The organism is Pseudokineococcus basanitobsidens (assembly GCF_037482545.1).
Lineage (GTDB): Bacteria > Actinomycetota > Actinomycetes > Actinomycetales > Quadrisphaeraceae > Pseudokineococcus > Pseudokineococcus basanitobsidens.
Map to the genome: position 1 here is coordinate 81,648 of NZ_JBBIAA010000005.1, position 25,069 is coordinate 106,716.

Annotated in this window: 23 protein-coding genes; 9 read left to right on the forward strand and 14 right to left on the reverse strand. The window is 77.5% G+C overall.

Features of this window, described 5'->3' with window-relative positions:
• The 10 genes from WDZ17_RS07000 to WDZ17_RS07045 all read right to left on the reverse strand — a co-directional run.
• A partial coding sequence (locus WDZ17_RS07000) for a lysophospholipid acyltransferase family protein (protein ID WP_339574426.1) occupies positions 1–358 on the reverse strand: 358 nt, incomplete at its 3' end.
• Positions 355–1,110, reverse strand: a complete 756-nt coding sequence (gene cmk / locus WDZ17_RS07005; RefSeq protein WP_339574427.1) for a (d)CMP kinase — start codon at positions 1,108–1,110, stop codon at positions 355–357. The genes WDZ17_RS07000 and cmk, both read right to left, overlap by 4 nt.
• Before the next feature lie 202 nt (positions 1,111–1,312).
• Positions 1,313–2,488 (reverse strand): prephenate dehydrogenase, encoded by a 1,176-nt coding sequence (locus WDZ17_RS07010; RefSeq protein ID WP_339574428.1) that lies wholly within the window; start codon positions 2,486–2,488, stop codon positions 1,313–1,315.
• Positions 2,485–2,847, reverse strand: a complete 363-nt coding sequence (aroH, locus tag WDZ17_RS07015; RefSeq protein ID WP_339574429.1) for a chorismate mutase — start codon at positions 2,845–2,847, stop codon at positions 2,485–2,487. Before aroH ends, WDZ17_RS07010 begins: the two co-directional genes overlap by 4 nt.
• Positions 2,848–2,996: 149 nt before the next feature.
• Entirely contained in the window at positions 2,997–3,713 is a 717-nt protein-coding gene (locus WDZ17_RS07020) for a pseudouridine synthase (RefSeq protein ID WP_339574430.1), read from the reverse strand.
• A gap of 653 nt (positions 3,714–4,366) precedes the next feature.
• Positions 4,367–5,026: an SMC-Scp complex subunit ScpB gene (gene scpB / locus WDZ17_RS07025; protein ID WP_339574431.1), complete on the reverse strand. Its 660-nt coding sequence runs from the start codon at positions 5,024–5,026 to the stop codon at positions 4,367–4,369.
• A complete protein-coding gene (locus WDZ17_RS07030; RefSeq protein WP_339574432.1) occupies positions 5,023–5,988 on the reverse strand; it encodes a segregation and condensation protein A in 966 nt (321 codons plus the stop codon). Before WDZ17_RS07030 ends, scpB begins: the two co-directional genes overlap by 4 nt.
• A complete protein-coding gene (locus WDZ17_RS07035; protein WP_339574433.1) occupies positions 5,972–6,865 on the reverse strand; it encodes a ParA family protein in 894 nt (297 codons plus the stop codon). The genes WDZ17_RS07030 and WDZ17_RS07035 overlap by 17 nt, the downstream gene beginning before the upstream one ends.
• A 10-nt stretch (positions 6,866–6,875) precedes the next feature.
• Positions 6,876–7,772, reverse strand: a complete 897-nt coding sequence (locus WDZ17_RS07040) for an ATP-grasp fold amidoligase family protein (RefSeq protein ID WP_339574434.1) — start codon at positions 7,770–7,772, stop codon at positions 6,876–6,878.
• Positions 7,773–7,912: 140 nt separating this feature from the next.
• Positions 7,913–8,956 (reverse strand): site-specific tyrosine recombinase XerD, encoded by a 1,044-nt coding sequence (locus WDZ17_RS07045; RefSeq protein WP_339574435.1) that lies wholly within the window; start codon positions 8,954–8,956, stop codon positions 7,913–7,915.
• Between the two features lie 49 nt (positions 8,957–9,005).
• On the opposite strand from WDZ17_RS07045, the gene arfB reads away from it, so the two are divergent.
• Positions 9,006–9,479, forward strand: a complete 474-nt coding sequence (gene arfB, locus WDZ17_RS07050; RefSeq protein ID WP_339574436.1) for an alternative ribosome rescue aminoacyl-tRNA hydrolase ArfB — start codon at positions 9,006–9,008, stop codon at positions 9,477–9,479.
• Positions 9,480–9,630: 151 nt separating this feature from the next.
• Positions 9,631–10,497 (forward strand): spermidine synthase, encoded by an 867-nt coding sequence (locus WDZ17_RS07055; RefSeq protein WP_339574437.1) that lies wholly within the window; start codon positions 9,631–9,633, stop codon positions 10,495–10,497.
• Positions 10,498–10,557: 60 nt separating this feature from the next.
• Here the strand turns inward: WDZ17_RS07055 and WDZ17_RS07060 are convergent, their stop codons facing one another.
• The gene (locus tag WDZ17_RS07060) at positions 10,558–11,649 is read right to left on the reverse strand and encodes a zinc-binding dehydrogenase (RefSeq protein WP_339574438.1); all 1,092 of its coding nucleotides are present in this window, start codon (positions 11,647–11,649) and stop codon (positions 10,558–10,560) included.
• A gap of 77 nt (positions 11,650–11,726) precedes the next feature.
• Here WDZ17_RS07060 and WDZ17_RS07065 point away from each other — a divergent pair, with 77 nt between their 5' ends.
• Positions 11,727–13,928 carry a RecQ family ATP-dependent DNA helicase gene (locus tag WDZ17_RS07065; protein ID WP_339574439.1) on the forward strand — a complete coding sequence of 734 codons (2,202 nt, stop codon included), beginning with the start codon at positions 11,727–11,729 and terminating at the stop codon, positions 13,926–13,928.
• An 11-nt stretch (positions 13,929–13,939) separates the two neighbouring features.
• Here WDZ17_RS07065 and WDZ17_RS07070 read toward each other — a convergent pair whose 3' ends face one another.
• Entirely contained in the window at positions 13,940–15,046 is a 1,107-nt protein-coding gene (locus WDZ17_RS07070; protein WP_339574440.1) for an NAD-dependent epimerase/dehydratase family protein, read from the reverse strand.
• Between the two features lie 134 nt (positions 15,047–15,180).
• On the opposite strand from WDZ17_RS07070, the gene fabG reads away from it, so the two are divergent.
• The 3 genes from fabG to WDZ17_RS07085 are packed head-to-tail and all read left to right on the forward strand — an operon-like array spanning position 15,181 to position 17,233.
• Positions 15,181–15,966: a 3-oxoacyl-ACP reductase FabG gene (fabG, locus tag WDZ17_RS07075; protein WP_339574441.1), complete on the forward strand. Its 786-nt coding sequence runs from the start codon at positions 15,181–15,183 to the stop codon at positions 15,964–15,966.
• The gene (locus tag WDZ17_RS07080; protein ID WP_339574442.1) at positions 15,963–16,673 is read left to right on the forward strand and encodes a maleylpyruvate isomerase N-terminal domain-containing protein; all 711 of its coding nucleotides are present in this window, start codon (positions 15,963–15,965) and stop codon (positions 16,671–16,673) included. Before fabG ends, WDZ17_RS07080 begins: the two co-directional genes overlap by 4 nt.
• A gap of 41 nt (positions 16,674–16,714) precedes the next feature.
• A complete protein-coding gene (locus WDZ17_RS07085) occupies positions 16,715–17,233 on the forward strand; it encodes a GNAT family N-acetyltransferase (protein WP_339574443.1) in 519 nt (172 codons plus the stop codon).
• 33 nt (positions 17,234–17,266) lie between these two features.
• Here the strand turns inward: WDZ17_RS07085 and WDZ17_RS07090 are convergent, their stop codons facing one another.
• Positions 17,267–17,959 (reverse strand): aspartate/glutamate racemase family protein, encoded by a 693-nt coding sequence (locus WDZ17_RS07090; protein ID WP_339574444.1) that lies wholly within the window; start codon positions 17,957–17,959, stop codon positions 17,267–17,269.
• Between the two features lie 192 nt (positions 17,960–18,151).
• Complete coding sequence (locus tag WDZ17_RS07095) at positions 18,152–18,823, reverse strand: NAD(P)H-binding protein (RefSeq protein ID WP_339574445.1); 672 nt, start codon at positions 18,821–18,823, stop codon at positions 18,152–18,154.
• A gap of 337 nt (positions 18,824–19,160) precedes the next feature.
• Here WDZ17_RS07095 and fdh point away from each other — a divergent pair, with 337 nt between their 5' ends.
• The 3 genes from fdh (at position 19,161) to nrfD (ending at position 24,888) form a co-directional block, all read left to right on the forward strand.
• The gene (gene fdh / locus WDZ17_RS07100; protein ID WP_339574446.1) at positions 19,161–22,550 is read left to right on the forward strand and encodes a formate dehydrogenase; all 3,390 of its coding nucleotides are present in this window, start codon (positions 19,161–19,163) and stop codon (positions 22,548–22,550) included.
• Positions 22,551–22,693: 143 nt separating this feature from the next.
• Positions 22,694–23,713, forward strand: coding sequence for a 4Fe-4S dicluster domain-containing protein (locus WDZ17_RS07105; protein ID WP_422631874.1), 1,020 nt, complete (start codon positions 22,694–22,696; stop codon positions 23,711–23,713).
• Positions 23,710–24,888, forward strand: coding sequence for an NrfD/PsrC family molybdoenzyme membrane anchor subunit (gene nrfD / locus WDZ17_RS07110; protein ID WP_339574448.1), 1,179 nt, complete (start codon positions 23,710–23,712; stop codon positions 24,886–24,888). Before WDZ17_RS07105 ends, nrfD begins: the two co-directional genes overlap by 4 nt.
• Positions 24,889–25,069: the final 181 nt, after the last annotated feature.

The following is a 25,069-nucleotide window of genomic DNA, read 5'->3' on the forward strand; positions in this document are numbered from 1 at the left end:
AGACCCCGACGGACCCGCCGCGGCGCAGGACGCCGACGGCCGTCACGAGGGCGCCGCGGTCACCGGTGCGGTCCACCGGGATCTGCCCGCAGCCGCGCAGGACGACGCCGAGCGGGCCCGTGAACATCTCCTTCTTCACGAGGAAGTGCGTCCCGCGCGGCGCCATGCCCATGAGCAGCGGCCCGTCGAGGAAGCCCAGGTGGTTGCTCGCGAGGAGCACCGGGCCCTCGTCCGGCACGTTGTCCGCCCCGGAGCGCGTCACGCTCCACAGCGTCCGGGCGAGCACCCACCCGACGGGCTTGCCCCAGCGGGGCCCGAAGGTGCCCGGCAGCTCGCGGGCGGCGGCGGGCCGGCTCACCGGGCGCCCGCCCGCTCCGCGCCGCGGGCGACGTCGGCGGGGAGCGCCCCGACCGGGACGGAGCCGGGGACGGCGCCCTCGACCACGGCGAGGACGGCGAGCACCGTCTCCTCCAGCGTCATCGCCGAGGAGTCGACCGTGACGACGCCGTCGGCGGCCACGGAGAACTCCGAGACCGTCGCGTCGTCGCGGTCGCGGCGCACGACCTCGTCCCGCGTGAGCTCGCGGGACGCCGCGTCGTCGCGGCCGTGGACGTCGCGGGAGCGCCGCGCCAGCCGGGCCTCCTCGTCGGCGACGAGCAGCACGCGCACGTCGGCGTCCGGGACGACGACCGTGGTGGTGTCACGCCCCTCCGCGACGACCCCGCGCCCGCGCCGCGCCAGCTCGACGACGGCGCGCTGGCGCCGCCGCAGCTCGGCGCGCACGTCGAGGTTGGTGGCGACGGCGCTGACGGCGGCCGACACGCGGCTCTCCCGCAGGTGCTCGGTGACCGTGCGGCCCTCGACGCGCACCCACGGCGCCGAGGGGTCGGTGCCCAGCTCGAGGTCCATCTGGCGCGCCGCCTCGGCGACGGCGCCGCGGTCCTGGAGGTCGACGTCGTGCTCCAGGCACCACCAGCACACCGCGCGGTAGGTCGCACCGGTGTCGAGGTAGTCCGTGCCGAGCCGCTGCGCCAGCGCCCGGCTCACGCTCGACTTGCCGGACCCCGAGGGACCGTCCACGGCGACGACGAGCGGGCGAGGAGCGGGCATGCGGGTCCCTCCGGGTGGCGGGTGCGGGTCGGGACCGGCGCCCCCTCGCCGCCCCGGACGGCCGCTGGGGGGCACCCGGGGCCGGGGGCGTGCGCCGGGTCGGGCGACCAGGTCGCGCCCAGGGTAGTCGCCGCGGCGGGGCGGACCGTCCCTCGTGCGACGGCACGTCCCGGCGCGCCCCCGCACGCCCCCCCGCGCGCCGTCAGCCGGCGACGCGCCACCCGCGGCGGGGCAGCTCGGCCTCCAGGCGCGGCCGTCCCGCCGGCAGGACGGAGATCTCCGCGAGGCCGACGGGGCGCCCCTGGGCGTGCTCGAGCACGAGGTCCTCGAGGTTCACCCCGATCTCGCCGACGTCGGCGAGCAGGCGCGCCAGGCGTCCCGGCTCGTCCGGCACGAGGACCGTCACGACCTCGTACGGGACGGGGACGGACCCGTGCTTGCCGGGTACGCGGGCCACGCCCGCCCCCCCGGTGTCGACGGCGCGAGCCACGCGCGCGCGGGCGCCCACGGCCCCGGCGTCCGCCGCGAGGGCGTCGAGGGCGCCGAGGACCTCGTCGAGGTCCGCCCGCAGCGCGTGCAGCGCGCGGGCGACCGGGGCGGCGTTGGCCCCGAGGATCTGGACCCACAGCCCGGGGTCGCTCGCGGCGATGCGGGTCACGTCGCGCAGTCCCTGGCCGGACAGCGCCACGGCCTCGTCGCCGGCGTCGAGCAGGCGGGCGGCCACGAGGCTCGCCGCGACCTGCGGCAGGTGGGACACGAGCGCCACGGCCTCGTCGTGCGCCGCCGCGTCCATGACGACGGGTGTGCCGCGGCAGTCGGCGACGAGCGCGCGGACGCGGGCCAGCGCCGCGTCCCCCTGGGCCCCCGTCCCGGGCGGCGGCACGAGCACCCACGGGCGGCCCGTGAAGAGGTCCGCGCGGGCGCTCGTGGCCCCGGAGCGCTCCCGCCCGGCCATCGGGTGGCCCCCGACGTACCGGGCGAGCGCCTGCGGCGCGCCCGCCGCCGCGAGCCGGTCGGTGACGCCCCGCAGGACGGCCCCCTTGACGCTCGCGACGTCGGTGACGACGGCCCCGGGGTGGGCCAGCAGCCGGTCGGCGACGACGTCGGCGGTGACGTCGGGCGGGGCGGCGACGAGGACGAGCGCCGGCTCCTCCCCCGTCCCGGCCGGGCGGCCGGCGCCGACGTCGCGGGCGAGCGCGGCCGCGGTGGGCGAGGGGTCCGCGAGCGCCACGTCGACGCCGCGCGCCCGCAGGGCGAGCCCGGCGCTCGCGCCGAGGAGCCCGGTCCCGACGACGAGCACCGTCCCGCCGACGTGGACCGTCCCGGCGACGAGGTCGGTGCCGTCGGTCCCGGACGGGCCCCCCGAGGGCGCCGTCACTGGGCGATGTCCCGCCGCAGCGCGACCGCCCCGCGCAGGTAGACGTGGCGCACCTGCGCGCGGGGGACGTCCATCTCGGCGTGGGCCATGAGCCGGACGACGCGGGGCATGGCGCCGGGCACGTCGATCTCCGTGCAGCACAGGAGCGGCACGTCGCCGAGGCCGAGCTCGCGCGCCGCGACGGCGGGGAACTCCGAGCGCAGGTCGGGGGTCACGGTGAAGACGACGGAGATGAGGTCCTCGGGGCCCAGGGGGTTGGCCTGCAGGACCGCCGTCACGAGCTCCCGCGTCGAGGCGAGCAGGTGCTCGCGCTCGTCGACGTCCAGCTGCGTCGCCCCCCGGACCGCCCGCACCGCCATCGCGCACCCCTCGCCGCCACCCGCCGCACCGGCGCCGCGGACGCCGCGCCGGGCGCGAGGCTAACCAGGGTGCGCGCCCGCCGGTCCCCGGTGACCGGGGACCGGACCCCGGGCGCGGACCCCGGCCGCAGGGCGCGTCCGCGCCGCGGTCAGAGCCCGACGTCGGCCATCAGCCGACCGAGCTCGGGGCGGGCCAGGGCCCGCGAGCGGCCGGGGAGCATGTCCCCCAGCAGGACCGGGCCGATGCGCGTGCGGACGAGCTGCTCGACGGGGTGGCCGACCTCCGCGAGCAGGCGCCGGACGATGTGGTTGCGCCCCTCGTGCAGCACCACCTCGACGAGCGCGCGCCCCGGCTGGGAGTCGACGAGGCGGAAGGAGTCGACCGTGACCGGGCCGTCCTCGAGCTCGACGCCCTCGCGCAGCCGTCGGCCGAGGTCGCGCGGGATGGGCCCGAGCACCTGGGCGAGGTAGGTCTTGGGCACCTCCCAGGAGGGGTGCTGCAGACGGTTGGCGAGCTCCCCGTCGTTGGTCACGAGGATGAGGCCCTCGGTGTCCACGTCGAGCCGGCCGACGTGGAAGAGGCGCTGCGCGCGCTGCTCGAGCAGGTCCCCGATGCAGGGGCGCCCGTCCGGGTCCGACATCGTCGAGACGACGCCGAGCGGCTTGTTGAGCGCGAGGTAGACCTTGGTGTCGTCGAGGACGACGCGCAGCCCGTCGACGTGCACGGCCTGGGCCGCCGGGTCGACGCGGACGCCGAGCTCGGTGACGACGACGTCGTCGACGCTGACGCGGCCGGCCGCGATGAGGTCCTCGCACGTGCGCCGCGAGCCGACCCCGGCCTGCGCCAGCACCTTCTGCAGGCGCACGCCGCCCTCGACGTGGACGTCGCGGACCGCGGCGTGGTCCGCTCCCCGGCGCGGGGGCGGCGCCCCGGGCCCGGCGGCGGCGCCCCGCGCGGTCCCCGCCGGCCGCCGCGAGCCGCCGCGAGCGGACTGCCCGCGGCCGCTCGTGCCCTGCGGGCCACGGCCGACGCCGGGACCGCGGTGGTTGCGACGGCGCTCCTCGGCGATCTCCTCGGGGGTCCGGCGCCGGTCCCCCGGGCGGCCGGCGTCCGTGCGCCGCGCGTCCGCGGCACCGCCGCGCCGGTCGTCCGACCGGGAGCCGGGACGGGCGTCGGCGCCGCCGCGCTGCGGCCGGGAGCCGGGCCTCGGGTCGGGCCGGGAGTCGGGCCGGGAATCGGGCCGGGGGTCGGGCCGGGAGTCGGGCCGGGCACCGCGGCGCCCGCCCGGTGCGCCCGCCCGGTCCGGCCGTGGCCCAGAGGCGGAGGGACGTCCGGCACCGGGACGTCCGGCACCGGGCCTGCCGCCGCCGGGCGCCGCACGACCGGAGCCGCCTCCCGTCGACCCGGGCCTGCCGCCGCCGGACGACGGGCGTCCGCCGCCCGCTCCCCGGGCGCCTCCGGGGCGGCCTCCTGAGCGACCTCTCGGGCCCCCCGTTCCGCGCCCGCGTCCGTCGTCGCTCACAGCTGTCCTTCCGTCATCAGGTCGTCGAGGTCCGCGCCCTCGGGCAGGAACGGGGCCAGGGGCGGCAGCTCGTCGAGGCTGGCCAGCCCCATCCGCTCGAGGAAGGAGGGCGTCGTCCCGTAGAGCATGGCACCCGACGCGGGGTGCCGACCCACCTCGACGACGAGCCCCCGCGCGAGCAGCGTGCGGACGACGCCGTCGACGTCGACCCCGCGCACCGCGGCGACGCGCGCCCGGCTGACGGGCTGGCGGTAGGCGATGATCGCCAGCGTCTCCAGCGCGGCCTGCGACAGGCGCGCGGTCTGGCCGTCGCGGACGAAGCGGCCGACGAGGCCGGCGAGGTCGGCGCGGCTGTAGACCCGCCAGCCCGCGCCGGCGCGGCGCAGCTCGAAGCCCCGCTCGTCCGCCGCGTACTCGCGCCCCAGCGCCTCGAGGACGTTCTGCACGTGCTCGAGCGGGGCCTGCACCGCCGCGGCGAGCGCCTCCGCGGCGACCGGCTCGTCGACCACCATGAGCACGGCCTCGACCGCCGCCCGCAGCCCGCCCGGCAGCTCGTCGACCCGCAACTCGTCGACCCCCCGCTCCTCGGACGGCGGCCCGACCGCGTCGGTGGTCCGCTCGTCGCTGCTGCCCTCGTCGCTGCCGGCCCTGCTCACGGGGCGCCATCCTCGCCCGGCGCGGGCGCCGGCGCGGGCCCGCCGTCGTCCTCGGGCTCCCCGACCCCGGCGAGCACGTCCTCGAGCTCGTCGTCGGCCGCGCCTGCTGCGGCGGGCGGCCTGGTCCACCGGACCGTCAGCTCGCCGAGCGCGTCGGCCTGGTCGAGGGCGACGGAGCCGTCGCGGAAGAGCTCGAGCAGGGCGAGGAAGCGGGCGACGACGACGAGCAGCGACCCCGCGTCCGCGGACAGGTCGCGGAACGTCGCGGTCCCCGCCCGGGAGAGGTGGCGGACGACGACGCGCGCCTCGTCGCGGACGCTGACCGCCGGGGCGTGCAGGTGGTCGAGCCCCACGCCGGGTGGCGCCGGCCGCGGGAGGGACGCGCGGGCGGCGAGCGCGGCGAGCTGCTCGGGCGTCGTGCGCCACACGAGCTCGGGCAGCAGCCGGGCGAGCCAGGGCTCGAGCCCCGCCGAGCGCGGCGTGCGCGCGGCGGAGCGCTCGAGCCGCTCGGCGAGGACACCGGAGACGTCCTTGTAGGCCCGGTACTGCAGGAGCCGGGCGAAGAGGAGGTCCCGCGCCTCCAGGAGCGCCAGGTCCTCCTCCGCGTCGACCTGGGTGCCGGGCAGCAGCCGGGCGGCCTTGAGCTCGAGCAGCGTGGCCGCGACGACGAGGAACTCGCTCGCCTGGCCGAGGTCCCACTCGTCCCCGCCGTCGCCGTCCGTCCCGCCGAGGCCTCCCGCGCCGCGCAGGTGCGCGACGAACTCGTCGGTGACCGCCGCGAGCGAGACCTCGGTCACGTCGAGGCGGTGCTTGGTGATGAGCTGCAGGAGCAGGTCGAACGGCCCGGTGAAGACGTCCAGGTGCACCTCGAAGGGCGCCGCCCGGCCGCCGGGCCGCCGGCGCACGGCCGGGGCGTCGCCCGGCGGCACGTCGGGTGCGGCCGCCTCAGGCGGCGTCGCCACGGGCGACGAGCTCGCGGGCCAGCTGCCGGTAGGAGGCCGCGGCCGGGTGGTTCGTGGCGTAGGTGGTGATCGGCTCGGCCGCCACGCTGGCGTCGGGGAACTTCACCGTCCGTCCCACGACGGTGTGGAAGACCTGGTCGCCGAAGGCCTCGACGACCCGCGCCACGACCTCGCGGCTGTGCAGCGTCCGCGAGTCGTACATCGTCGCGAGGATGCCGTCGACCTGCAGGCGCGGGTTCAGCCGGTCCTGGACCTTGTCGATCGTCTCGACGAGCAGCGCGACCCCGCGCAGGGCGAAGTACTCGCACTCCAGCGGGATGACGACGCCGTGCGCGGCGGTCAGCGCGTTGACGGTGAGCAGGCCCAGCGAGGGCTGGCAGTCGACGAGCACGACGTCGTAGTCGTCGAGCACGGGCCGCAGCGCCCGCGCGAGGAGGTTCTCCCGGGCGACCTCGGCGACGAGCTGGACCTCGGCGGCCGACAGGTCGATGTTGGCGGGCACGACGTCCATGCCCTCGACCCGCGTCGGCACGATCGCGTCCCGGGTGCGGGCAGAGCGGTCCACGAGCAGCGTGTAGACGGTCGTCTCGCGGTCGTGCGCCGAGACGCCGACGCCGGCGCTCAGCGCCCCCTGCGGGTCGAAGTCGACGAGGAGCACGCGGCGGCCGAGCTCGGCGAGCGCGGCACCGAGGTTGATGGTGGTCGTCGTCTTGCCGACGCCGCCCTTCTGGTTGCACATCGCGATGACGCGGGCCGGCCCGTGCGAGGCCAGGGGCGGCGGCACGGGGAACTCGGGGACCGGCCGGCCGGTGGGTCCGAGGCCGGTGCTGGGCACGTCGAGCGCCGTCTGGCCGGGCGCACTCGTGTCGCTGCTCACCGGCGCGACCCTAGCCGCGTCGCCGGAGGCGGGTCGAGACGGCGACCTCGGGCGGCAGGACCCACCGCTGCCCGAGCTCGTGGTCCAGCCACGGGTCGTCGGGGAAGTCCGTCAGCCCGCTGCCGGGGTAGACCGTCAGCTCGCCGAAGCGGACGCCCTCGGCCGGGGCGTAGAGGTCCACGCGGACGTAGTCCCAGCCGCGCCCGAGGCGGGCCGCCGCGTCGAGCACCGCGGCGAGGTGGCGGGGCGGCGGGACGAGGTCGGCCGTGCGGGCGGCACGGATGCCCACCTCGGTCGGCGACCAGTCGGGCCGGTAGTAGCGCACGCGGTGGTCCCCGAACCGGCCGTGGTGGACCTGGACGAGCGCGGGCTCGCCGTCGAAGACGTGCACCTTCCAGTCGACGAGGTCCTCGCCCGGGACACCCAGACGTTCCTCGGCCAGGAGCAGGCGCCGGGCCCCGGAGTAGGCCCACTCCCCCATCCGCAGCTCGTCGGTGCTCGGGTCGAGCCAGCCGCGGGCGACGTCCGCCAGCCGCGCCACGTCCGGGCGGCCCGTGCCGAGGTGCACGAGCCCGCCGCCGCGGTGGTTGGGCTTGAGGACCCATCGCTCGCCGAGGTCCCGCCCGGCGAGATCCCGCACGTCCGTGCCGACCCAGAGGGTGCGCGCCGGGAGGACCCCGGCCGCGGCGGCGACCTCCTTGGCCGCGAGCTTGTCGCAGGCCGTGACCAGCCGGGGTCGACGGTCGTGCAGCATCCGCCGGTCCAGCTTCTCGTTGAAGGTCCGGGGCCGCCGACGGTCGGGGAAGGCGCCGTAGACCCGGCGGTGGACCAGGGACCGGCGCGTGGCGACGGGCAGGGCCCGCCACGCCTGGCGTGCGACGGCGGTCAGGGGAGGCGGGACGTGCACAGGGTCTCCGGTCGTCGTGCGTCGTGCCCCCCGGCGCACCCCGACGGGCGCCCGGCGGAGTGAACCACCTCCGCCCCGCGGCCCGCGCGCCGTCCCTCGTCGGCCCCGGAGGCGGCCTGGACGACCGGGGGCCATCGCGCTCAGCGCGCGCGGGGGTGCGCCGCGGCGAAGACCTCGCGCAGCGCGTCCGCCGTGACCAGCGTGTACGCCTGCGTCGTCGTCACGGAGGCGTGGCCCAGCAGCTCCTGGACGACGCGCACGTCGGCGCCCCCCTCGAGCAGGTGCGTGGCGAAGGAGTGCCGCAGCGTGTGCGGGGACACGCTGCCCGCCAGCTGCGCCCGCTCCCCTGCGGCGTGCAGCACCGCCCACGCGCTCTGGCGGGACATCCGCGCCCCCCGCCCGCCGAGGAAGAGCGCCGGCCCGCCGCGCCCGCCCGCGGCGAGGGCCGGTCGCCCGCGGACGAGGTAGGCCTCCAGCGCCGTCCGCGCGTAGCGACCCAGCGGCACGACGCGTTCCTTGTCCCCCTTGCCGCGCAGGCGCAGCAGGCCCTCCGGGGGGACCCCGTCCCCCGGGGCCCTCGCGACCTCGGGGTCGAGCACGTCACCGACGTCGTCGACGTCGAGCCCCACCACCTCGGAGATGCGCGCGCCGGAGCCGTAGAGCAGCTCCAGCAGGGCGCGGTCGCGCAGCGCGGCCGGGCCGTCGCCGACCGCCGCGGCGTCCAGCAGGCGGCCGACCTCGGCGACGCCGATGGCCTTGGGCAGGCGCCGGGGCTCGGCGGGCGGGCGCACCTCGCGCGACGGGTCGGCGTCCGCGAGACCCTCCTCGGCGAGGAAGCGGTGCAGACCGCGCACGGCGACGACCGCACGCTTGCGCGAGCTCGCCGTGAGGACGGCGCGGCCGTCGGCCCCCGTGCCGAGGGCGGTCGCGTAGGCGCTCACGTCCGGCGGCCGGACGTCCCCCGGTCGCGTGCGGGACGCGCCCGCGAGGAAGTCGGCGTAGCGGGCCAGGTCACGGCGGTAGGCGGCAAGGGTGTTCTCGGACAGGCCCCGCTCCACGCGCAGGTGCTGCAGGTAGACCTCCACCGCGTCGTCGACGGCGGTCCGCGCGCGTGGCGCCTCGGCGGCAGGGCCGGTCGACGGCGGGGGCGTCCCGGCACGCGCGCTGCCCCGGGCCGTCTCCACGGCCGTCACGGTACGGGCGCACCCGCGCCGCGGGCGGCATGCTGGGGACGTGCCCCGGACCCCGGCCGCCGACGCCGGTGGCCCCCGCCCCGACGCCGCGGGCGACCTGCGGGTGACCCGAGGGGTGTCGCTGCCCGCGGCCGAGCTGTCGTGGCGCTTCAGCCGCGCGGGCGGCCCGGGCGGGCAGGGCGTCAACACCACCGACTCCCGGGTCGAGCTGCGCTGGGCGCCCTCGACCTCCCGGGCCCTGACCGCCCCGCAGCGCGAGCGGCTCCTCGAGCGCCTGGGAGGCCGCCTCGTCGACGGGGAGCTCGTCGTGCGCGCGGCCGAGCACCGCGAGCAGCGTCGCAACCGCACGAGCGCCCGCGAGCGCCTCGCCGCCCTCGTCCGCGAGGGCCTGGCCCCTCCGCCGCGCGCCCGCCGGCCGAGCGCGCCCTCGCGCCGCGCGCGGGCCCGGCGGGTCGACGCGAAGACCTCCCGCGGGCGGACGAAGGCCCTGCGGCGGCGGCCGCAGGGCGACTGACGGCGACCGTCCGGCCGTCGCCGAGGCGCCGTCCTCGCGTCCTGCCCCTCGACGGGCAGCGGCTCGCCCGGAGGGTCGCGAGCACGGGACCCGCCGGGTCCCTCCTCGGTCGGACGTGCGACGCGGCTCCCGCGGCGACGATGCTGTCGGCGTGCCCCGCCGCCCCGTCCCCCGCCCCGAGCCCGGCACGTGGTCGACCGCCTCCGGCGTCGTCGAGCTCGCGCGCGACGGCAGCGACGAGCACGCGTGGACGGTCTTCGTCAACGGCGTCGCCAGCTCCTCGGTGCACACCGGCGACCCCACGGTGCTCGAGTTCGAGTACCTGCGGTGGATGGCGGACGTCCTCGACGAGCGTGACCCCGCCGGCGCGCCGCTGGACGTCGTGCACCTCGGCGCCGCCGGGTGCGCTCTCGCCCGGTACGTCGACGCGACGCGCCCCGGGTCGCGGCAGGTCGCCGTCGAGGTGGACGAGGACCTCGCCCGGCTCGTGCGCGAGTGGTTCGACCTCCCCCGCGCCCCCGCCCTGCGGCTGCAGGTCGGCGACGCGCGCGAGCGGCTCGCGACCCGCCGGGAGGGCAGCGCCGACGCCGTCGTGCGCGACGTCTTCGCGAAGGACGTCACGCCTCGGCACGTGCGCACCGCCGAGTTCGTCGCCGACGTCGCGCGGGTGCTCCGCCCGGACGGCACCTACCTCGCCAACGTCGCCGACCGCCCGCCGCTGACCCGGCTGCGCCGCGAGGTCGCCACCACGGCGACGGTCTTCGAGCACGTCGGCGTCCTCGCCGAGACCGGGCTGCTGCGGGGTCGCCGCTACGCCAACGCCGTCGTCGTGGCCTCGCCCGCCCCGCTGGCCGCGGACCGGCTCGTCCGGCGCGCCGCGCGGGCCCCGGTGCCGACGCGCTGGGTGGACGGCGACGACCTCGTCGCGCTGGTCGCGGGGGCGGCGCCCGAGCACGACGCCGTGGCGGACGCGGAGGGCCCCGGCCCGCAGCCGCGCAGCAGTGGTCGGCATCCGTGACCGTGCACGGTCACGGGTGCCGACCACTGTCGTCGTCGGGCGGCTGCGCGAGCGGCCGGGTCAGCGCCAGGGCTCGACGACGACGACGCCCGCGCCCGTCCGGGCGGGCAGGTCGACGAGCGCCCGTCCGGCCTCGGCGAGCGGCAGCACGTCGCCGACGAGGTCGCCCGGGCGCAGGGCGCCGGCGGTCACGAGGTCGAGCAGCCCGGGGTAGTCCGACGCCGCCATGCCGTGGCTGCCGAGGACGTCGAGCTCGTGGCCGATGACGCGCTCCATCGGCACCCGCGGCCGTCCCCGCCCGTCGGGGCCGGGCGGCAGCAGCCCCACCTGGACGAGGCGGCCACGGCGCCGCAGCGACCAGACCCCCTGCGCGAGCGTCCGTGCCGACCCCAGGGCCTCGACGGCGACGGCAGCGCCGCCGCCGGTCGCGGCGAGGACCTCGACCACGACGTCGTCGTCCTCACCCGTACTCGGACCCGTTGCGGCAGAGGCGCTCACCGTGACGTCGGCGCCGAGCGAGCGCGCCCGCGCCAGAGCGGCCGGGGAGACGTCGACGGCCACGACGACCCCGGCGCCCAGCGCCCTCGCGAGCACGACCGCCGACAGGCCCACGCCCCCGCAGCCGAGGACGACGACCGGCTCCCCGGCGCGGAGCCGGGCCCGCAGGGCCAGTGCGCGGTAGGCCGTGGCCGTGCGGCAGCCGAGCGCCGCCGCGGCGACGTCGCCCGGGCCGCCGTCCGTCTCGGGCGGGAGCGCCACGAGGTTCGCGTCGGCGTGGTGCAGCGCGACGAGCTCGGCGAGGGAGCCGTCGTCGGTGAAGCCGGGCTGCCGCTGGTGCGGGCACACCTGCGGGTCGCCGCCCCGGCACGTGGGGCAGCGGCCGCAGCCGCAGACGAAGGGCGTCGTCACCCGGTCCCCCGGGTGCCACCGCGTCACGTCCTCGCCGATGCGCTCGACGACCCCGACGAGCTCGTGCCCCAGCACCTGCGGGACGACGACGTCGGGGTCGTGGCCGGCGAAGGCGTGCCAGTCGCTGCGGCACAGCCCGCTCGCACCGACCCGGAGCACGACGCCGTCCACGGGCGGACGGGGGTCGGGCACCTCCTCGACCTCCGGCTCGACCCCGAACTCCCGCAGCACGAGCGCTCTCACGGCGGACGACGCTACGGCGCCCGGCGCTGTGGACGGACGCCGAGGGCTGTCGGCGGCCACCCGTAGCGTCCACACCCGTGGACACCGCGCTGGACCAGAGCCCTCCTGCCGGCACCGGCGGCACCGCCGGCCCCGGCAGCACCGCCGCCGAGGCGGCCGCGGTCCTGCGCCGGCTCGTCGGCCGGGACGACGCCGCGCTGCGGGACGGGCAGGGCGAGGCGGTCGAGGCGCTGGTCGACCGCCGGGCGCGGGCGCTCGTCGTCCAGCGCACCGGGTGGGGCAAGTCGGCCGTCTACTTCGTCGCCACCTCGTTGCTGCGGGCTCGGGGGGCCGGTCCCACGCTGCTCGTCTCGCCGCTGCTCGCGCTGATGCGCGACCAGGTGGCCGCGGCCGCGCGCGCCGGGGTCCGGGCCGTGGAGATCTCCTCGGCCACGGCGCACGAGACCCAGGACGCGCTGACGGCGCTGGCCGCCGACGAGGTGGACGTCCTGCTCATCTCCCCCGAGCGGCTCGTCAACCCGCAGTTCGCCGCCGAGGTGCTGCCCGACCTGCTGGCCCGCACGGGTCTGCTCGTCGTCGACGAGGCCCACTGCATCTCCGACTGGGGCCACGACTTCCGGCCCGACTACCGCCGCATCAAGGACCTGCTCGGCCGCCTGCCCGCCGCGACGCCGGTGCTGGCGACCACGGCGACCGCCAACGCCCGCGTCGTCGCCGACGTGGCCGAGCAGCTGTCGGCCCCGGCGCCGGGCTCGCAGCGCCCCGTCGAGGTGCTCACCGTCCGCGGGCCCCTGGCCCGCGACTCGTTGCGCCTGGGCGTCCTGGACCTCCCCGACGACGCCGCCCGCCTCGCGTGGCTCTCGGCGCACCTGCCCGACCTGCCGGGCTCGGGCATCGTCTACACGCTGACGGTCGCCGCCGCGGAGGACACCGCGGCGGCGCTGCGGGCCGCGGGGCACGAGGTGCAGGCCTACACCGGGCGGACCGACGACGCCGACCGCCGCGAGGCCGAGGCGGCGCTGCGGGAGAACCGGGTCAAGGCCCTCGTCGCCACCTCCGCGCTCGGCATGGGCTTCGACAAGCCCGACCTCGGCTTCGTCGTGCACCTCGGGGCGCCGTCCTCCCCCGTCAGCTACTACCAGCAGGTCGGCCGGGCCGGGCGCGCCGTCGACCGCGCCGACGTGCTGCTGCTGCCCGGGCGCGAGGACCGCGCCGTGTGGGCCTACTTCGCGACGGCGAGCATGCCGCGCCAGGAGGACGCCACCGCGGTCCTCGACGCGCTCGCCACCGCGTCCCGGCCGGTGAGCGCCGCGGCCCTGGAGGCCGTCGCCGACGTCCGCCGCACGCGCCTGGAGCTGCTGCTCAAGGTCCTCGCCGTCGACGGCGCGGTCGAGCGCGTGCGCGGCGGGTGGACGGCGACGGGACGCCCGTGGGACTACGACGCCGAGCGGTACGAGCAGGTCGCCGCCACCCGGACCGCCGAGCAGCAGGCGATGGTGGCCTACGAGCGCACGCAGGGCTGCCGGATGGCCTTCCTCCAGGAGGCGCTCGACGACGCCACGGCGGCGCCGTGCGGGCGCTGCGACCGCTGCGCCGGGCCCTGGTACCCGACCGACCTGCCCGACGACGCCCGGGAGGCGGCGTCGGCGGCGCTGCGGCGAGCGGGCACGACGGTCGAGCCGCGGGCGCAGTGGCCCACCGGCGCCGACCGCCTGGGCGTGCCGGTGAAGGGGCGGATCAGCGCGGACGAGCAGCTCGGGACGGGGCGCGCCCTGGCCCGGACGAGCGACCTGGGCATGGGCCCCCGGCTGCGGGAGCTGCTCGGCGACGTCTCCGGCGACCGGTCGGGAGTGCGCGACGTGCCCGTGCCCCCCGACGTGCTGCGCGCCGTCGTCCCCGTTCTCGCGGCCTGGGACTGGGAGCGGCGACCGGTGGCCGTGGCGTCCGTCCCCTCCCGCGGGCGTCCCACCCTCGTGGAGAGCCTCGCCACCGGGATCGCCCAAGTGGGCCGGCTGCCCTACCTCGGGGCACTGCCGCTCGCGCCCGACCACCCGCCGGCCCGCGCGGGCTCGGGCAACAGCGCCTTCCGCCTCGCGGGCGTGTGGGGCGCCTTCGGCGACGCCGAGGCGCTCGTCGCCCGGCTGCCGCCCGGCTCCGACGGCCCGGTGCTGCTCGTCGACGACGTCGTCGACACGCGCTGGACCATGGTCGTGGCCGGCCGGCAGCTGCGGCGGGCCGGCGTCCAGGTCCTGCCCTTCGCGCTGGCCGTCGCCGGGTGAGCCGGGCTCGCTCAGACCCCGCCGCTGCCCGTGCGGGCCGTGCCGTCCGGCGAGCGCCGGTGCGCGAGGCCGCGGCGCGGCACGAGCGGCGGGGTCGGCGCGCCGCGGCCGGCGGACAGGCCCTCGACCAGCTCGACGAGCGCGTGGTCGGCGCGGACGCCCGGCTCCCAGCCCAGCTCGGCGCGGGCCAGCGCCGACGACAGCAGCGGCACCTGCGTCAGCAGGTCCACCCAGCCGGCCTCCGTCGGCTGCAGGCGGGCGCGCCAGGTGACGGCGGCCAGCCCCCGGAGCACGGCCACCGGCAGACGGGGCACCCGCTGCACCTGCAGCGCCTGCGCCACGTCCATCGGTCCGAGCACCGGCCCGGCGACGAGGTTGAAGGGACCGGTCGCCCGCGCGCGCAGCATGCGGAGCACCGCCTCGGCGACGTCGTCGGCGTGGACGACCTGGAAGACGGCCTCCTCCGGCAGGGGGAGCACCGGCAGCAGGACGCGCCGCACGAGGGACGCAGGGACCAGCCCGCCGAGGAAGTACCGGCCGATCTCCGCACCCGCGTCGCCCTGCAGCACGAGGCCCGGGCGCATCCGCGCGACGCGGGCCTGCGGCCAGGACCGCTGCACCTCGTCGAGGACGCGCTCGGCCGCGACCTTGTGCCGGCTGTACGTGGACGAGGCGATGCCGGTGGTCGGCCAGTCCTCCCCGACGGCGTCCCGGGGGTCCGGACCGCCCTCGTCGGCCGGGGTCCCGTCGGGCACGGGCACCGCGCGCGGTGCGTAGGCCCCCACCGAGGACGCGTGCACGAGGTGGACGCCCGCCGCGGCGGCGGCCGTCGCGACCCGCCGGGTCCCGTCGACGTTGACCGCGTGCATGGCGGCCACGTCGTGGCTCGGCTGCAGCCGCCACGCCAGGTGGACGACGGCGTCGGCGTCCTCCAGCTCCCGCTCGAGCACCGGCACCGAGGACGGGGACGCCAGGTCGGCGGAGACCCAGCGCACCCCGGCGTCCTCCCGCGGCGGCCGGCGCACGAGCCCGACCACCTCGACGTCGTCCTCGCGCGCGAGCCGGCGCCGCAGCGCCGTCCCGACGTTGCCGCTGGCTCCCGTGACGAGGACCTTCATGGCCCCACTGTCGCGGAGGCGTCCCCGCCCCGGTACGCCGACACGCGCACCGGCGCCGTCCTCGCCTCGCGGCTAGCGTGCCGGAGGCACGGGCCCGTGACGACGCGGGCCGACGACGAGCAGCAGGAGGACCCATGGCAGGCGTCGAGGGCAGGGTGGCGCTCGTCACCGGCGGCGGACGGGGCATCGGCGCGGCGATCGGCCGGCGCCTCGCCGCGGGCGGGGCCGCCGTGGCGGTCCTCGACCTCGACGGGGAGCGGGCCGAGGCCAGCGCGGCGGAGATCGCCTCGAGCGTGCCCGCGGGCGCAGGGGGAGGCACCCCCCGCACGCTGGGCCTCGCCGTCGACGTCACCGACGCGGACGCGGTGGCGGCCGGGGTGCGCCGCGTGGTCGAGGAGCTGGGGAGCCTCGACGTCGCCGTCAACAACGCCGGCGTGACGCGCGACAACCTGCTCTTCCGGATGAGCGAGGAGGACTGGGACACGGTGATGGCCGTGCACCTGCGGGGTGCCTTCCTCGTCTCCCGGGCGGTGCAGGCCCCGATGGTCGAGCAGAGGAGGGGGCGGATCATCAGCCTCTCGTCCGTGAGCGCCCTCGGCAGCCGCGGCCAGGCCAACTACTCCACGGCGAAGATGGGCCTGCAGGGCTTCACCCGCACCCTCGCCGTCGAGCTCGGCCGCTTCGGCGTCACGGCCAACGCCGTGGCTCCCGGTTTCGTGCAGAGCGACATGACCGACGCCACGGCCGAGCGGCTGGGGATGACGCCGGAGGACTACCGCGCCGCCGTCGCCGAGCGCACGCCCGTCGGCCGCATCGGGCAGCCGGCCGACATCGCCGAGGCCGTCGCCTTCCTCGCCTCCGACGAGGCCTCCTACGTCACCGGCCAGACGCTGTACGTCGACGGCGGCCAGACCCTGTGACCTGGCCCGCAGGGTTCGAGGGGGCGGCCCCCGGGGGCGACCCGGCCGCGGCGCCGCTGCTCGCCACGGCCAGGTCCGGCGGCGTCGACCCGGCGGCCGCCCCGCTGCTCGCGACGTCCACGGCGGACGTGGACGACGGCACGGCGAGGGACCTGCTGCCGGACGCCGTCCGCGTCTTCACGGCCGGCGTCGACGCCGCCGCCGCCTGCGGGGCGTGGGCGGCCCCGACGCCGTCGAGCGGGTGGGACGTGCGGGCGGTCGCCGCCCACGTCGCCGCCCAGCACCGTCGCGTGCCGCACGTCCTGCGCGGCGACGAGCCGCCCGCTCGGGAGGGCGGGGACGACGGCCTCGGCCAGGACCCGCGTGCGGCCTGGCGCGCCGTCGCAGCCGCCGCGACCATCGCCTGGGCCGGTGCCCCCGAGGACGCGACCGTGCTGCTGCGCGGGGAGCGCGCGCCGGCGTCCGAGCTCGCCGAGCGGCTCCTGCTCGACCTCGTCGTGCACGCCTGGGACGTGCGCCGGGCCCTCGCGGCCGCCGGCCACCCGGTCGAGCCCCCGGCCGACCGCGGCTGCGCCGACCACAGCCTGGCCTGGGCTCGGGCGCACGCCGAGCAGCTCGCCGGCTCGGGCCACTTCGGCACCGCACGGCCGACGGACTCGCCCGAGCCGCTGGACCAGCTCGTGGCGCTGGCCGGTCGCCGCCCCTGAGCCCGTGACGGCCGGGGGCGGACGTCCCTACGCTCGCGCCCGTGCGCGTCGACGTCCGTCTCGTCCGTCTTGACGACGTCCCCGTGCTGGCCCGGCTGGCCGTCTCCGAGCGGGACGTCCTCGCGCCCTACGAGCCCCGCAGGGACGAGGCCTTCGCCACCGAGGAGGGGCAGCGGGCCGACGTCGAGGCCGCGCTCGCGGGGCACGCGGCCGGGACGCGCTGGTCGGGCGTCGTCCTCCTCGACGGCGAGGTCGTGGGCCGGACCACGGTCTCCGACGTCGTGCGCGGCGCCTTCCAGAGCGGGCACGTGGGCTACTGGGTGTCGCAGCAGGCGGGCGGGCGCGGTGTCGCGGGCGCCGCCGTCGCGCAGGTCCTCGGCCGGGCCTTCGGCGACATGGAGCTCCACCGGCTCCGGGCCGCCACCCTGCCGAACAACGTCCGGTCGCAGAAGGTGCTGCGCCGCAACGGCTTCGATGAGATCGGGTACGCGCCGCGGTACCTGCGCATCGCCGGCCGCTGGCAGGACCACGTGCTCTTCCAGCGGCTGGCCGACGGCTGACAGAGCGGGCCGCCGCGTCGGCGGCCGCGGCGGTCACCCCCTCCCGACCGCGCCCAGCGCCGCCTCGACGTGCAGGCGGGCCGAGGGCAGCAGCGGGACGTCGGCGTCCTCGGGCCCGAGCAGCAGCTCGAGCTCGGTGCACGCGAGGGCCACCGCCCGCGCCCCCCGGGCGACGAGCCCCGCGACGACGGACCGCAGGTCCGCGCGCGTCGTCCGGGACAGCACGCCGCGGCACAGCTCGTCGAAGACGGCCCGGTCCACCCGCTCGACCTGCGGTGCGTCCGGCACGAGCACCCGCAGGTCCGAGCGGGCGAGGCGGTCGGCGTAGAAGTCCTCGCGCATCGTCCCCCCGGCACCGAGCAGGCCCACCACGCCGGCTCCCACCCCGTGGGCGGCGGCGGCGACGACGTCGGCGAGGTGGAGGAAGGGCACGTCGAGGGCCTCCTCGAGGGGAACCGCCGCCTTGTGCATGTAGTTGGTGGCCAGCAGGACCACCCCGGCGCCGGCACCCTGCAGGGCGAGACCCTCGCGACGCAGCAGGGCCGCTGCGTCGTCCCACCGGTCCTCGAGCTGCAGGGTGCGGACGGTCTCGAAGTCGAGGCTGCGCACGAGCAGGTCGGCGCTCGCCAGGCCCCCGCGACGCTCGCGCACCAGCTCGTTCGCGAGCCGGTAGTACAGGGCCGTCGACTCCCAGCTCATGCCGCCGAGGATCCCGATGGTCGTCATGGCGGTCAGGGTGCCGGGTCCCGGGCGCCGGCACCAGGAGGGCTCCGGCGGACGGGGCGGAGGTGCTGCTCGGGGCAGCGGCGCCGGACGGTGGCCGGCCGGCCGGACGTGACCGGGAGCAGCACGGCCCGGTCCCCGCGGGGACCGGGCCGTGCTCGGGTCGGGCGCTCGGCGAACCGTCCGGCCGGACGTTCAGGCGAGCGCCGCGACGGCCTCCTCCACGGGGACGTCCCCGGAGACGAGCTCGAGGGTCTCCCCCGCCGTCCCCGGCGCCTGGAGCAGCGCGGCGAGCACCGCGGCGACGTCGGCGCGCGGGACGGAGGCGCGCTCGACGGTGCTGCGGGTCAGGGTCACCCGCCCGGTGCCCTCGTCGTCGGTGAGCATCCCGGGGCGCACGACCGTGAGGTCGAGCTCGGGGCGGGAGCGCAGCGCGTCCTCGGCGGCGAGCTTGGCCCGCAGGTAGTCCACGAAGCCCGGGTCGACGTCGTCCGGCGTCGCGCCGTCGACGACGGCCTCCAGGCCGGTCGACGACACGAGCAGGTAGCGGCGGACGCCGGCCACGGAGGCGGCGTCGGCGAGCTTGAGCGCGCCGTCGCGGTCCACCTGGGTCTTGCGCTCCGGGCCGCCCTTGCCACCGGCGCCGGCGGCGAAGACGACGGCGTCGGCGCCGCGCACGTGCGGCTCCAGCTCCGTCGACGACGCCGTCTCGATGTCGAGGACGACCGCGGACGCGCCGTCGGCCTCGAGGTCGGCGACCTGGTCCTGCGACCGGATGACACCGGTCACCTCGTGGCCGCCGGCGACGAGGCGGGTGGTGAGACGGCGCGCGATCTTGCCGTGAGCTCCGACGGTGACGACCTTCACGGGGATACCTCCTGGGTGCTGGTGGCCGCGACGTCGCGCGGCGGGGACGCTGCGCCGGGCCCGGGGACCGCGGCGTTCTCCCGGACCAGCACGGACGGGCGGCGGCCTGTTCCTGGTCGCCGCCCCCGGACGCCCTCCCTGCCGTGCTCGCCCTCCCCGCCGCGCCTGCCGTCCTGCCGCGCCCACCGCCGGAGCACCGCCGGGACACCGGACCGCGTGTCCCCCTTGCCGCCCGGCCGGTCGTGAGGTGCACTGCTCCCGCACGCCCGGGCGGCCACGCCCGGGCACGGACGCCCGACCCGCGCCGACGCGGGACGGGCACCACGCGAGGAGCACGATGGCGATCACCGACAGGCTTCCCTGGCCCGTCCTGCGGCAGGCCGTCGCCGCACGACGTGGCACCGGCGACGCGCTGGGCCGCGGGACGGCGGCCCGCTCGCGCGCGACGGAGACGACGGTCGCCCGCACGGCGACGGCCGACCGCGTGGTCGACTCCGTCTGCCCCTTCTGCGCCGTCGGCTGCGGCCAGAAGGTCTTCGTCAAGGACGAGAAGGTGGTCCAGGTCGAGGGCGACCCGGCCTCGCCCATCAGCCGCGGCCGGCTGTGCCCCAAGGGCAGCGCCAGCACCCAGCTCGTGACGTCCCCGAGCCGGGTCACGAAGGTCCGCTACCGCCGTCCGGGCGGGCGTGACTGGGAGGACCTCGAGCTCGACGTCGCGATGGACATGATCGCCGACCGCGTCCTCGACGCCCGGCGCAGGGGCTGGCAGGACAGCGACGACCAGGGTCGTCAGCTCCGCCGGACCCTCGGCTTCGCGAGCCTCGGCGGCGCGACGCTGGACAACGAGGAGAACTACCTCATGAAGAAGGTCTACTCGGCCCTGGGGGCCGTGCAGATCGAGAACCAGGCGCGCATATGACACTCCTCCACGGTCCCCGGTCTGGGGACCTCGTTCGGGCGCGGCGGCGCGACCACGCACCAGCAGGACCTGTCCAACGCTGACTGCATCCTCATCGAGGGCAGCAACATGGCGGAGGCCCACCCCGTGGGCTTCCAGTGGGTGATGGAGGCCAAGGCCAAGGGCGCGACGATCATCCACGTCGACCCGCGCTTCACCCGGACCTCCGCCGTGGCGGACCTGCACGTGCCGATCCGGGCGGGCAGCGACATCGCGTTCCTCGGCGGTCTCGTGAACCACGTGCTGTCCGGCGGGCACGAGTTCCGCGAGTACGTCGTCGCCTACACCAACGCGGCCACGCTCGTCTCGGAGGACTTCCGCGACACCGAGGACCTGGCGGGGCTGTTCTCCGGCTACGACGAGCAGTCGCGCACGTACGACCCCGCGTCGTGGCAGTACAGCGGCGGCCCCGTCCCGGCCGCCTCGGGCCAGCGCGACCCGCAGCAGGCGGCCGGCGAGCCCCAGGGCGGGTCGTCCGACTCGGCCGACGAGGGCTCCGCCGGCCCCGGCGGCGCGGACGCGCTCAGCACGGGCGACGTGCCCGAGGGGCAGGAGCGCGACGAGACGCTGCAGCACCCGCGGAGCGTCTTCCAGCTGCTCAAGCGGCACTTCTCGCGCTACACGCCCGAGATGGTCCAGGAGACCTGCGGCATCAGCCCCGAGCAGCTGGCGGCGGTGGCCGACGCCCTCGTCCGCAACAGCGGCCGGGAGCGCACCAGCTCCATCGCCTACGCCGTGGGCTGGACGCACCACACGGTGGGCGCCCAGATCATCCGGACGGCCGCCATCCTGCAGACGCTGCTCGGCAACGTGGGCCGTCCGGGCGGCGGGATCCTGGCGCTGCGCGGGCACGCGAGCATCCAGGGCTCCACGGACATCCCGACGCTGTTCAACAACCTGCCGGGCTACCTACCCATGCCGTTCGCCCGCGACGGCCTGGACCTGGACTCCTACGTCGAGCAGGACACCGCGCGCACCGGGTTCTGGGGGAACAGCCGCGCCTACCTCGTCAGCATGCTCAAGAGCTGGTGGGGGGACGCGGCGACGGCGGAGAACGACTTCTGCTTCGACCACCTCCCCCGCTTGACCGGTGACCACGGCACCTACCAGACGGTGCTCGACCAGGTGGCGGGCAAGGTCCCCGGCTACTTCGTCGTCGGGGAGAACCCCGCCGTCGGCTCGGCCAACGCCCGGCTCCAGCGGCTGGGCCTGGCCAACAGCGAGTGGGTCGTGGTCCGCGACCTGCAGATGATCGAGACGGCGACGTTCTGGAAGGACGGCCCGGAGATCGAGACGGGCGAGCTGCGCACGGAGGACGTCGGCACCGAGGTCTTCTTCCTGCCCGCGGCGAACCACGTGGAGAAGGACGGCACCTTCACCAACACCCAGCGGCTGCTGCAGTGGCACCACAAGGCGGTCGAGCCACCCGGCGACGCCCGCAGCGAGCTGTGGTTCTACTTCCACCTCGGGCGCATCCTGCGCGAGAAGCTCGCCGGGTCCACCGACCCGCGGGACCGCCCGCTGCTCGACCTCACGTGGGACTACTCGACCGAGGGTCCGCAGGCCGAGCCGTCGGCCGAGGAGGTCCTCCGGGAGATCAGCGGCACCGGGCCCGACGACGCGGCGCTGCCCGGCTACACGGCGCTCAAGGACGACGGGTCCACCCGCTGCGGGTGCTGGATCTACTCCGGCGCCTACGCCGACGAGGTCAACCAGACGGCGCGCCGCCGTCCGGGCTGGGAGCAGGACCTCACGGCGGCCGAGTGGGGCTGGGCCTGGCCCGCCAACCGGCGCGTGCTGTACAACCGCGCCTCCGCCGACCCGCAGGGCCGGCCGTGGAGCGAGCGCAAGAAGCTCGTGTGGTGGGACGAGGACGCCGGCCGCTGGACCGGGGACGACGTCCCGGACTTCGAGGCCACCAAGCGCCCGGACTACGTGCCCGCCGAGGGGGCCACGGGCCCGGACGCGATCGCGGGCACCGACCCGTTCATCATGCAGACGGACGGGAAGGCCTGGCTGTTCGCGCCCTCCGGGGTCGCCGACGGGCCGATGCCCTCGCACTACGAGCCGACCGAGTCGCCCATCGGCAACCCGGTCTACCCCGAGGTCACCTACAGCCCGACGCGGCAGGACTTCGACCTGCCCGGCAACCGGCGCAACCCGGCCCGCACCGCCGTGTACCCGTTCGTGTTCACCACCTACCGGCTGACCGAGCACCACACGGCCGGCGGGATGAGCCGGACGCTGCCGTACCTCTCGGAGCTGCAGCCGGAGATGTTCTGCGAGGTCTCGCCCGAGCTCGCACGGCTGCGGGGGCTCGAGCACATGGGGTGGGCGACCATCACCTCCGGCCGCAGCGCCATCGAGGCGCGGGTCATGGTGACCGAGCGCCTGCGGCCGCTGCGGGTGGGCGGGCAGGTCGTCCACCAGGTCGGCCTCCCCTGGCACTGGGGCTCGAACGGGCTGACGACGGGGGACGCCGCCAACGAGCTCGTCGAGATCGCGCTCGACTCGAACACCCACATCCAGGACAAGGTGGGCACGTGCGACATCGAGCCGGGGCGCCGTCCCCGCGGTGCCGCGCTCGTCGAGCACGTGGCGGCCACGCGGCGGCGGGCGGGCCTGCCCGACGACCGCGACGTCCCGGCCGCGCAGGGCGGAGCGCAGCTCGCCGGGGCCGGCGGCGCCTCCGGCCCGCGCAGCGCAGCACCGGCGGAGCCGGTGCACCTCCTCACCTCCAGCGACGACGACCAGGGAGCGCCCGCGTGAGCGCCAGCACGGACAGCACCACCGGCCGGCGTCCCACCGGTCTGCCGTCGGCCTCCGACGAGCAGCTGCGCGCCCACCGGGCGGGCTTCTTCGACACGCCCTCGCCGGCCGCCGGCACCGGGTACCAGGACCCGCAGCCGCGGATGGGCTTCTTCACCGACACGAGCGTCTGCATCGGGTGCAAGGCGTGCGAGGTCGCGTGCAAGGAGTGGAACATGGTCCCCGCCACCGGCGAGATGGACCTCACGGGGACCTCCTACGACAACAGCTCGATGCTCGGCGGGTCGACGTGGCGGCACGTCGCCTTCGTCGAGCAGCCCGTCCCGCAACGGGCGCCCGTGGGCCTGGGCATGCCGGGCGTGGGCGCCTCGTCGGCGCCGACCTCCCGCTCGTCCTCCGGCGGCGGGTGCGGCTCGGGCGGCGGGGGCTGCGGCTCCGGCGGGGGCTCGCCGTCCGGGGCCGGCTCGCTGCCGTCGGCGGCCGACCTGGGCGACCTCGACGTCCTGTCCTCCCTGGAGCAGACGGCCACCGACGAGGGCGGGCTGCCCGCCGCGTCGGCCGGTGCCGGCGAGCAGGGCCCGTCGGGCTCCCCCGAGGGCGTCCGCTGGCTCATGTCCTCCGACGTCTGCAAGCACTGCACGAACGCCGCGTGCCTCGACGTCTGCCCGACGGGGTCGCTGTTCCGGACCGAGTTCGGGACCGTCGTCGTCCAGGACGACATCTGCAACGGCTGCGGCTACTGCATCCCCGCGTGCCCGTACGGCGTCATCGGCAAGCGGGAGTCCACGGGGCGGGCGCACAAGTGCACGCTCTGCTACGACCGTCTCGGCGAGGGCATGACGCCCGCGTGCGCCCAGGCCTGCCCGACGGAGTCCATCCAGTTCGGCCCGGTCGACGAGCTCCGCGAGCGGGCCGCGGATCGGCTGGCCGCCCTGCAGGCGAAGGGCGAGCCGAAGGCCCAGCTGTACGGCCACGACCCGGACGACGGGGTGGGCGGTGACGGCGCCATGTTCCTGCTGCTCGACGACCCAGAGGTCTACGGCCTGCCGCCGGACCCGGTCGTGACGACGCGGGACCTGCCGGACATGTGGAAGAAGGCGGCGCTCGCGGCGGGCACGATGTTCGGCGTCCTCGTCCTGTCCTTCGCGGGAGGCCGTCGGTGAGCCCGCAGGAGCCGTCGACCACCGCGACGCAGCGGGCCGGGGAGCCGACGGGGACGGCGGAGGCCGTCGCCCGCAGCGGGGTCCCGACCTCGGGGACGCCGTCGGAGCAGGGCACGCTCGCGGGCGGCCCCGCCGACCGGGGACGCCCGGGCGCGTCGCAGCGCCGTCGGCGCGGCCCCGAGGAGCTGATGGTCCCCGAGGCCGACTTCCGCTCCTACTACGGGCGCCAGGTCATCCACGAGCCGACGTGGAAGGTCCCGGACGTCCCCGGGTACCTCTACCTCGGCGGGCTGGCGGGGGCGAGCTCCGTGCTCGCCGCGATGGCCGACGCGACGGACCGGCCCGCGCTGCGGCGCACGGCGCGCCTGGCCGCGTCGGCCGGGTCGATCGGCTCGGTGGTCGCGCTCATCCACGACCTCGGGATGCCCTCGCGCTTCCTCAACATGCTGCGGGTCTTCAAGGTGACCTCGCCGCTGTCCGTCGGCAGCTGGATCCTCTCGCCCTTCAGCACGGCGGCCGGGGTCGCCGCGGCGGCCGAGATCGGCGGCCCGCTGCTGGCGGCGGGGCACCTCAAGCCTCTCGCGCCGCTGCTCCCGCTCGTCGGGCCGGTCGCCCGCGTCGCCGGCGTCGCCTCCGCCGCCCTCGGCCCGCCCCTCGCCACGTACACGGCCGTCCTCATCGCGGACACCGCCGTCCCGACGTGGCACGAGTCCTACCCCGAGCTGCCCTTCGTCTTCGCCGGCAGCGGGATGGCCGCCGCCGGTGGGCTCGGCATGATCGCCGTGCCCACCGACCAGGCGGGCCCGGCCCGCCGCGCCGCGCTGGTCGGTGCGGCGGTCGAGCTGGGGGTCTCCCACCGGATGGAGCACCGCACCGGCCTGGTCGGCGAGCCGTACCGGACCGGCCGGCAGGGGCGGTGGCTCCGGGCGGCGAAGGTCCTCACCGTGGTCGGGGCCGCCGGCTCGCTCCTCGCCGGTCGATCCCGCGCCGTGGGCGTCGTGGCCGGCGTCGCGCTCAACGTCGGGTCGGCGCTCACCCGCTTCGGCATCTTCGAGGCGGGCATGGTCTCGGCCCGGGACCCCAAGTACACGGTGGTCCCGCAGCGCGAGCGGCTGGACGCCCGCCGGCGCGCCGCCGAGGCGGCCGCGGCCCGCGCGGACGCGCCGGCCGCCTGACCTCGGCCGGCTCCCCCCTGCGTCGGCACCGCGACGACGTCCCGCCCGACGTCGGGCCCCACCCACGCACGTCGACGACGTCCCGTCCGACGTCCGGGTCCCCGCACTTCGACGACTTCTCGCCCTGGAAGGGCCCTCTACCCCGCACTTCGACGACTTCTCGCTCGAGAGCGGGCCTTCA

Coding starts and splice junctions, on each gene's coding strand:
- WDZ17_RS07070 (WP_339574440.1), bottom strand. CDS start 15,046: ATGAAGGTCCTCGTCACGGGAGCCAGCGGCAACGTCGGGACGGCGCTG.
- cmk (WP_339574427.1), bottom strand. CDS start 1,110: ATGCCCGCTCCTCGCCCGCTCGTCGTCGCCGTGGACGGTCCCTCGGGG.
- fabG (WP_339574441.1), top strand. CDS start 15,181: ATGGCAGGCGTCGAGGGCAGGGTGGCGCTCGTCACCGGCGGCGGACGG.
- WDZ17_RS07105 (WP_422631874.1), top strand. CDS start 22,694: ATGGGCTTCTTCACCGACACGAGCGTCTGCATCGGGTGCAAGGCGTGC.
- WDZ17_RS07090 (WP_339574444.1), bottom strand. CDS start 17,959: ATGACGACCATCGGGATCCTCGGCGGCATGAGCTGGGAGTCGACGGCC.
- aroH (WP_339574429.1), bottom strand. CDS start 2,847: ATGGCGGTGCGGGCGGTCCGGGGGGCGACGCAGCTGGACGTCGACGAG.